Annotated in this window: 6 protein-coding genes; 2 read left to right on the top strand and 4 right to left on the bottom strand. The window is 63.1% G+C overall.

The genetic code is table 11. The features are described 5' to 3' along the window. The 4 genes from ACQKP2_RS12775 to ACQKP2_RS12760 form a co-directional block, all read right to left on the bottom strand. Window positions 1-1,492: amino acid permease (locus ACQKP2_RS12775; protein ID WP_427576853.1), on the bottom strand; the 1,492-nt coding region annotated here is incomplete at its 3' end. A gap of 208 nt (window positions 1,493-1,700) precedes the next feature. Then, entirely contained in the window at window positions 1,701-2,861 is a 1,161-nt protein-coding gene (locus ACQKP2_RS12770; protein ID WP_427576852.1) for an iron-containing alcohol dehydrogenase, read from the bottom strand. 3 nt (window positions 2,862-2,864) lie between these two features. Next, window positions 2,865-4,256, bottom strand: coding sequence for an aldehyde dehydrogenase family protein (locus ACQKP2_RS12765; RefSeq protein ID WP_427576850.1), 1,392 nt, complete (start codon window positions 4,254-4,256; stop codon window positions 2,865-2,867). Window positions 4,257-4,278: 22 nt separating this feature from the next. Beyond that, window positions 4,279-5,652 carry a glutamine synthetase family protein gene (locus tag ACQKP2_RS12760; RefSeq protein ID WP_427576848.1) on the bottom strand — a complete coding sequence of 458 codons (1,374 nt, stop codon included), beginning with the start codon at window positions 5,650-5,652 and terminating at the stop codon, window positions 4,279-4,281. 479 nt (window positions 5,653-6,131) lie between these two features. Here ACQKP2_RS12760 and ACQKP2_RS12755 point away from each other — a divergent pair, with 479 nt between their 5' ends. Continuing rightward, window positions 6,132-7,061, top strand: coding sequence for a quinone oxidoreductase family protein (locus ACQKP2_RS12755; RefSeq protein WP_427576859.1), 930 nt, complete (start codon window positions 6,132-6,134; stop codon window positions 7,059-7,061). 34 nt (window positions 7,062-7,095) lie between these two features. Next, window positions 7,096-8,019, top strand: a complete 924-nt coding sequence (locus ACQKP2_RS12750) for a LysR family transcriptional regulator (RefSeq protein ID WP_427576846.1) — start codon at window positions 7,096-7,098, stop codon at window positions 8,017-8,019. Window positions 8,020-8,041: the final 22 nt, after the last annotated feature.

Here is an 8,041-nt window from a genome sequence, read left to right as displayed (position 1 = left end):
CCACCGGCGGCCCCTGGAAGCGCCGGGCTTCGAAGCCGAACCAGACGATGGCCGTCAACACCAGGAAACCAATGGTGATGTACAGCGCCCAGTCGTTCGGCGGTTGAATGCCGATGACGAAAATGATCACCATCGACAGGACCGACAGCAGGGCGAACACCGTGTACCAGAAGCGCCCCATGTTCCAGGGTCCCATGGTCGGCCATTTGGCGGTTCCGTAGGTGAACAGGCCCAGCACGATGGGAATGATGAAAGAGAAGAACAGGAAGATCACCGTGCAGGAGACCACGATGGTGTAGACCGGCGTCGCACCGATCGAAATCACCGACGATCCCCAGTCGAACAGCACGGCGAGGGTCGCACCGGTCCAGATCGCCGCCACCGGGCTGCGGTGGGTGGGCGAGACCGAAGCCAGTGCCTTGGAGCAGGGCAGGCCGCCATCGCGGGAGAACGCGAAGATCATCCGCGACACCGAGGTGACGGTGGCCAGTCCACAGAGTATTTGCGAGACAAAGATCGCCACGTACAAGGCATCCCTGAGCAACGGATTGACCTGCGTGTTCATCGCCCAGAAAAACACGTTCCAGCCTTGCTTGGCCGCTTCATCCATGTTCGGCAGCATCAGCACGAAGGCACTGAGCATGACCCAGCCGAACAGCAACGACCAGACCACCGACATGACCATGCCCCGTGGCACCGACATGGCGGCGTTACGGGTTTCTTCCGAGGTGTGCGCGGAGGCGTCGTAGCCGGTGATGGTGTAGATCGGCAAGAGCAGGCCGAGCATGAAGATCCAGCCATTGGAGACCTGTGGCCAGACACTGCCGCCGGCTTCGCCCGAGTAGTTGCCGAAGGTCACCAGCCGAGAGAGATCGTAGCCAGGCGCCGAGATCAGGCAGACGATGGTCAGCGCCAGCGCGGTGGCGAAGATCAGGTAGCCGGAAAAGTCCGTGAGCTTGGCGGTCAGGCCGATGCCCAGGTGATTGCACAAGGCTTGGAGCCCGGTGAGGATGGCCAGGAAGATCACCCGCACCGTGGTGGTGTCTTCCATGCCCAGCGCCGGGCCGAAGGCGCCGAAGAAAAAGTAGTAGGTACCGACGTTGATCGCGCCCAGCACCGTGACCAGCCCCAGCAGGTTGAACCAGGCCGTCAGCCAGCCGGTGAAGCGGTTACCGAGAATCGAACCCCAGTGATACAGGCCGCCGGCGGTTGGATAGGCCGAGGAAATCTGCGCCATGGCCAGGGCGAACACACCGGAGATCAGGCACCCTATCGGCCAGCCGATGCCGATGGAAGCACCGCCCGCGCCCGAGGTGCCCTGGGCGAGTGAGTTGATGCCGCCGGAGAGGATGCAGATGATCGAAAAGGAAATCGCGAAGTTGGAAAAGACGCCCATTCGTCGCGACAGCTGCTGGGCGTAGCCCATGCTGTGCAGCACCTTGACGTCATCGTCATGCGGCGCGTCGGTGCCGGGCTGGCTTGCGTGGTTCATGGTGTTGTGCCCCTTCAGGTTTTGATACGCATCCATCCGCAACGGCGGATGGGCTGGCCTTCAACCCCTTGTCGTACTGCTCCCGTTACTGCGACCTTCGTTTTATGTAGGAGCGAGCATGCTCGCGATGGTGGTCAACGATGACGCGGGAAGCCTGACACCCCGCGGCGTTCATTCGTCCATCGCGAGCGTGCTCGCTCCTACAGGTTTACAGGCGGCCGTGGTAGGCCGCCTGAAAAATCTCCGCCACGCCGGCCCGGGTCAACGGCAGCGGATTGCCGCCGGCCGAGGGGTCGACAACCGCCATGTCCGCGATCAGGTCGGCCTGCTTGTCATCGACGCCCAGTTCAAACAGCGTGTGCGGCACGGCGATGTCCTTGCGCAATTTGAGGACGAAGGCCAGGAAACTGTCGAAGCCGGGAGAGGGCAGGTGCAGATAAGCAGCCAGGCGCGAGATGCGCTCCTCGATGGCCGGGCGATTGAACTTCAGCACATAGGGCATCAGGGTGGCGTTGGTCATGCCGTGGTGGGTGTCGTACAAGGCACCGATCGGATGCGCCAGGGCGTGCATCCCGCCCAGGCCTTTCTGGAAGGCCGTGGCGCCCATCGCTGCCGCCGCGAGCATTTGCCCACGGGCATCGAGGTCGGACGGGGTGTGCACGGCGCGCACCAGGGCATTGGCCACCAGACGCATCCCTTCGACCGCGATGCCATCGGCCATGGGATGAAAACCGGGTGCGCAATAGGATTCAAGGCAATGGGCCAATGCATCCATGCCGGTACCGGCGGTGACTTTTGCCGGCATTCCGACGGTCAGGGCCGGATCGCTGATGACCACGCGCGGCATCATTTTGGGGTGAAAGATGATGCGTTTGGTGTGGGTGCGGTCATCGATGATCACGGCGGCGCGGCCGACTTCGGACCCCGTGCCAGCGGTGGTCGGGACGGCGATGACCGGGGCGATGCGGCTTTCATCGGCACGGGTCCAGTAGTCGCCGATGTCTTCGAAATCCCACACCGGGCGGCTCTGGCCACTCATGAAGGCAATGAGCTTGCCCATGTCCAGGCCACTGCCCCCGCCGAAAGCGATCACGCCATCGTGATTGCCCGCACGCCAGGCGTCGAGCCCGCCGGCCAGGTTGGCTTCCACAGGGTTGGGCTTGAGGTCGCAAAACAGCGCAACGCCAAGGCCGGCGCTGCGCAAGGCGTCCAGGGCTGCCGTGGTGATCGGGGCCTTGCCCAGCCCGCTGTCGGTGACCAGCAAGGGGCGCTGGATACCCTGGGCGCGACAGGTGTCGGCCAGTTCGCTGATGCGGCCGACACCGAAGCGGATGCTCGTGGGGTAATTCCAGTTTCCGGTCAGGCTCATGGTTCAGATCTCATGGCGCAAATGGAAGGATTTGGCGCGGGTCAGGCCGTCGTAACCCAGGCGCGACAAGGTCACGCCGCGCCCGCTGTTCTTCACGCCGGTCCAGGCCAGCGCCGGGTCCAGGTAGTCGCAGCGATTCATGAACACGGTGCCGGTGCGGAGCTCGTCGCCCAGGCGTTCGGCCGCCGCCAGATCCCTGGTCCAGATTGAGGCGCTGAGCCCGAATTCGCTGTCGTTCATCAAGGCGATGGCCTCGTCGTCACCGTCTACCGGCATGATGCCGACCACGGGGCCGAAGCTTTCATCGCGCATGACAGACATCTTGTGGGTGACATCCACCAGCACCTGTGGCGCGAGGTAGGCGCTGCCCGGCGCATCGGCGGCGAAGGCCGACGGATCGATCAGTGCCCTGGCCCCCTGGGCCACTGCGTCGGCGATTTGCCCGCGCACAAAGTCGGCCGCGCCGGCATTCACCAGCGGGCCGAGGGTGGTGGCTTCCTCCAGCGGATTGCCCAGCACGTACTGGCGGGTGAGGGCGACGAAGGCCTCGACAAAGGCCGGGTAGATCTTGCGGTCGACGTAGATGCGTTCGACCGCGCAACAGCTTTGCCCTGAATTGAAGAAGCTGCCATCCACCAGGTTCTCCACGGCATGTTCAAGGTTGGCATCCGCGCGGACATAGGCCGGGTCCTTGCCGCCGAGCTCCAGGCCCATGCCAAGAAAACCTCCGCACGCGGCGCTTTCCATGGCTTTGCCGGCGTCCACCGAGCCGGTGAAATTCACCTGCTGTACCCTGCCCGAGGCAATGACTGCCGCCGTCTGGTCGTGATCGAGCAGCAGGTTATGGAACAACCCTTCGGGCAGATTGGCCCGTCGCATGGCCTGGGCAAATCGCTCGCCCACCAGCAGGGTTTGCGAAGCGTGTTTGAGGATCACCGCGTTGCCGGCCATCAACGCCGGGATGATCGTGTTGACGGCTGTCAGGTAGGGGTAATTCCAGGGGGCGACCACCAGCACCGTACCCAGTGGTTCGCGTTTGATACGCCGTCGAAAGCCTGCAATGGGTGTCGGTTCGATATCCGCCAAAGCCTGGGGCGCAATGGCAATCATGTGCCGGGCCCGCTCTTCGAACCCGCGCAGTTCACCGGCGCCGTAGCGGACCGGGCGGCCCATTTGCCAGGCCAGCTCCGCAACGATGTCGGTCTTCATGGCCAGCATCGCGTCCACCGCAGCGCTGCACAAGGCGGCGCGTTCGCTCAGGGATCGGCGCTGCCACTGCGCCTGGGCGCTGGTGGCCGCCGTCAATGCCTGCTCGACCTGCATGGCGTCGGCGTACTGGCGTTCGGCGTAAACCCGGCCATCGACCGGTGAGACGAGCTGAATGGTTGTCGTCATGATGCTCCCGACCCTGCTGTGTTCAGTAGCGTTCGAAGCCGCGCTGCAGTTCCCAGTCGGTGATCCGCCGGTCGTACTCTTTCTGTTCCCATTCGGCGGTGTGCACGTAGTGGTCGACCACTTCATCGCCGAACGCTTCGCGCAACATGCTCGAACCCCGTAGCGCGGCACTGGCGTCACGCAGGGTCTTGGACACTTCGGGCAAATGCTCGTCGACATAGGCATCGCCTTCATAAGGCGGGTCGAGGCTGAGTTTCTCATCGATGCCGGCCAGCCCCGCAGCGATCAGCGCGGCGAAGGCCAGATAGGGGTTGAGGTCGGCACCGCCGATGCGGCACTCGATGCGGATGGACTTGCTGTCTTCGGCACACAACCGAAAGCCGGCCGTACGATTGTCCCGGCTCCACACGGCGCGGGTCGGTGCGAACGTGCCGGCCTGAAAACGCTTGTAGGAGTTGATGTAGGGGGCGAGAAAACAGGTGATGTCGTTGGCATATTTGAGTTGCCCGGCGACCCAGGAACGCATCAGCTTCGACATGCCGAACTCGGCCTTGGCGTCGAAGAACAGCGGCTTCTTGGCGTTCTTGTCCCATAGCGAATTGTGGATGTGGCTGCTCGAACCCGCGGCGTCGTAGCGCCACTTGGCCATGAAGGTGATTGCCTTGCCCTGTAGCTGCGCGATCTCCTTGCAGGCGTGTTTGATGATGACGTGGTGGTCGGCCATGGTCATGGCATCGGCATAACGGATGTTGATTTCTTCCTGGCCCGGTCCCCATTCGCCCTTGGAGTTCTCCACCGGAATGCCGCAGGCCTGCAGGTGCTTGCGGATCGCCCGCAGCACCGGCTCTTCGCGGGTGGTCTGCAGGATGTTGTAGTCCTCGATGTAATGCCCGGCGGTCTTTGGCTTGAAGTAGTTGCGCTTGTGGATGGCCTCGTAGCTTTCGTCGAACAGGTAGAACTCGAGCTCGGAGGCGAACATGCCGGTGTAGCCACGTTCGCGCAGGCGCTCGACCTGTTTTTTCAGGATCGCCCGCGGGCTGTGCGGCAAGTCCTGTCGATGGTGGTGGTCGAGCACGTCGCACAGCACCAGCGCCGTGCATTCCAGCCAGGGCACCCGGCGCAAGGTGCGCATGTCGGGCTTGAGGACGAAGTCGCCGTAGCCTTTGCTCCAGCTCGCGGCGGCGTAACCGGGAACCGGCTCCATGTCGATGTCGTCGGCCAGCAGGTAATTGCAGCAGTGGGTTTCTTCATGGCCGCTGTCGATGAAAAACTCGACCTGGAAGCGCTTGCCGACCAGCCGTCCCTGCATGTCGACCATGCAGACCAGTACGGTATCGATTTCGCCGCTGGCGGCGGCACGCTTGAGTTCATCGAAACTGAGGAAAGGCTCGGTCATCGCGGCAACCCTGCGCAAATAATTTGGACCAGTCTGAGATAGCTGTTGCAGACGCTCTCCAGAAAATCCAAATACTGCCGCCGCGAGCATCATGGGCAATAAGCTGAACTTAGCTTAGCCTACTGTCGCTTTTTGCAAGTTTTCGATGATCGAAGTTTTTCCAGCCGGGACGCAAGCAGTCGGGCGGTGCCCCGTGACGCAGGCCGAACCATTGGGTGAGCCGGCGATGGGAGTGCTCAGGAGCAATGCCGGGCCGCAGCAGATCCCTCTCGCTTGCCTGTCATTGACGAGTACAACCGTGCATTCCACTGAGGTCGACGTTGACCTCAATTGCTGCATGCCATGCACTTATGAATTGCAAATCACCGGTCTGGTCGCGGTTTTTCATCTCATTACACTCTGGCGCAACACTAATTTGCGTGAGGGTCATCGAGATGTTCGACTGCGTGAAGATTCATTCCATCGGCGAGCCGCAAGTCATGCACCTGGAACAGACAACGGCACGGCAACCGGGGGCCGGGGAGGTCTGGCTGGATCAGGCAGCCATCGGAGTCAATCCTCTGGACCTGAGTCAGCGCAGCGGTGCCGTGCGCATCGCGCTGCCATCCGGCCTGGGACTGGAGGGCGCCGGGCGGGTGGCGGCGATCGGGCCGGGCGTGAGCGAAGTGGCGGTCGGTGATCGCGTGGCCTATGCCACCGGGCCTTTGGGCGCCTACGCCAGCGGACGCTTGTATCCTGCTGATCGACTGGTGAAGCTTCCCGAGTCGCTTGGCTTTGAGGACGCGGCGGCGGTCCTGTTCAAGGGCATTACCGCCCAATACCTGCTCAAGACAACGTACCCGGTGGGGCCGGGTTCGCGTGTGCTGATTTATGGTGCTGCCGGGGCATTGGGCCAGATCATGGTGCCGTGGGCGAAGCACCTGGGGGCCACGGTGATCGGCGTGGTGTCCAGGCCGCAGAGTGTCGAGCGGGCCAGGGCGGCCGGCTGTGATCATGTGCTGGTGTTCGAGGCCGCGACGCTGGCGGCTCAGGTTGCAGACATTACCCACGGTGCCAGGGTCGATGTGGTGTATGACCCGATTGGCCGGGTTTCCTTCGAGGCGTCCCTGGACAGTCTTCGCCCGCGTGGTCTGTTGGTGTCCTTCGGAATGACTTCCGGAGCCGTACCTGCTCTGGAAGTCGCAACCCTGAATGCCAAGGGTTCGCTGTTCCTGACCCGCCCCTCGCTGGCGGCGCACACGGCGACGGCGCAGGAGTATCAGGAGCGTGCCGGGGACGTGCTGCAAGCGATTGCCGCCGGTATTATCCAGCCACGCATCTGGCGCCGTTATCCGTTGGCCGATGTTGCGCTTGCCCACACCGATCTGGAAAGCGGGCGTTCGCAAGGTGCCATCGTGCTGACGCCCTGAGCGTTCAATCGAAACCGGTGAGGATGGTTGTTGCATGGATTTATTCGATAGCCGCCAGGCCGATGAGCTGGCCACGCTGCTGGCGCTGTACGAACAGGGGTCGTTCGCGGCGGCAGGAAGAAGCCTGCAGCGACATCCTTCGGTGCTGTCCAAACGGCTCAGTGCCCTGGAGTTTCGCCTGGGTATCCGGTTGGTCGAGCGCACCACGCGGCAACTGCGCTTCACCGACGAAGGCGAGCGCCTGGTCCTGCAACTGCGCCAGGCATTGAACCTGATCACCCAGGCAGAACAGGATGCCGCCCAGGGCGCCGCCACGGTCAGAGGCCGGCTGCGGATTGCCTTGCCGGCGGCGATGGGGCGGTTATGGTTGAGTTCGATGATTTCGGAATTTGCCCTGGCCCATCCGCAGGTTGCACTGGAAGTCGAGTATGCGGAGCGGTTCGTGGACATCGTCGCCGAAGGCTTCGACGCAGCCATCCGCATCGGCGAGCTGGCGGACAACCGGTTGGTGGCGAAAAAGCTGTGCGACCACCGTCGCATCCTGTGCGCCGCACCGAGCTATCTGGAAAACCGCGGTACGCCCGCAGTGCCGGCCGACCTGGCGGCGCACAATTGCCTCGGTTTCACCGGGCTGCATTCCTACCCGGAATGGAAATTGACGCGGGACCGCGAGCCCGTATCGATCCGGGTGCAGGGCAGCCTGATCAGTAACGACAACGAAGCCTTGGTCACTGCCGCTCGCATGGGGTTGGGGATTCTTGCCGGCGGTGAGTGGCTGGTCAAGGCGGATATCGATTCCGGGCGCCTCGTGCGGGTTCTGCCGCAATGGCAACTGGATGCCGAGGCGGGCGTTTATCTGGTTCGGCCCTCTGCGCGCTACAACACGGCGGCGACCACCGCATTCAGGCACTGGATCGAAGCGTGCTTTTCAGGGGGAGCGCCCTGGGAGTCGTGTTGATGCCCAGGGCTCACACAAGACG

Origin of the sequence: Pseudomonas sp. NPDC089569 (assembly GCF_050280625.1) — a bacterium.
Taxonomy (GTDB): domain Bacteria; phylum Pseudomonadota; class Gammaproteobacteria; order Pseudomonadales; family Pseudomonadaceae; genus Aquipseudomonas.
This window is presented reverse-complemented; position numbering and strand designations above follow the sequence as displayed.

Excerpts from the sequence above, each read along its gene's own strand:
- ACQKP2_RS12760 (WP_427576848.1), bottom strand. The coding sequence starts at position 5,652 with ATGACCGAGCCTTTCCTCAGTTTCGATGAACTCAAGCGTGCCGCCGCC.
- ACQKP2_RS12770 (WP_427576852.1), bottom strand. The coding sequence starts at position 2,861 with ATGAGCCTGACCGGAAACTGGAATTACCCCACGAGCATCCGCTTCGGT.
- ACQKP2_RS12755 (WP_427576859.1), top strand. The coding sequence starts at position 6,132 with ATGCACCTGGAACAGACAACGGCACGGCAACCGGGGGCCGGGGAGGTC.
- ACQKP2_RS12750 (WP_427576846.1), top strand. The coding sequence starts at position 7,096 with ATGGATTTATTCGATAGCCGCCAGGCCGATGAGCTGGCCACGCTGCTG.
- ACQKP2_RS12765 (WP_427576850.1), bottom strand. The coding sequence starts at position 4,256 with ATGACGACAACCATTCAGCTCGTCTCACCGGTCGATGGCCGGGTTTAC.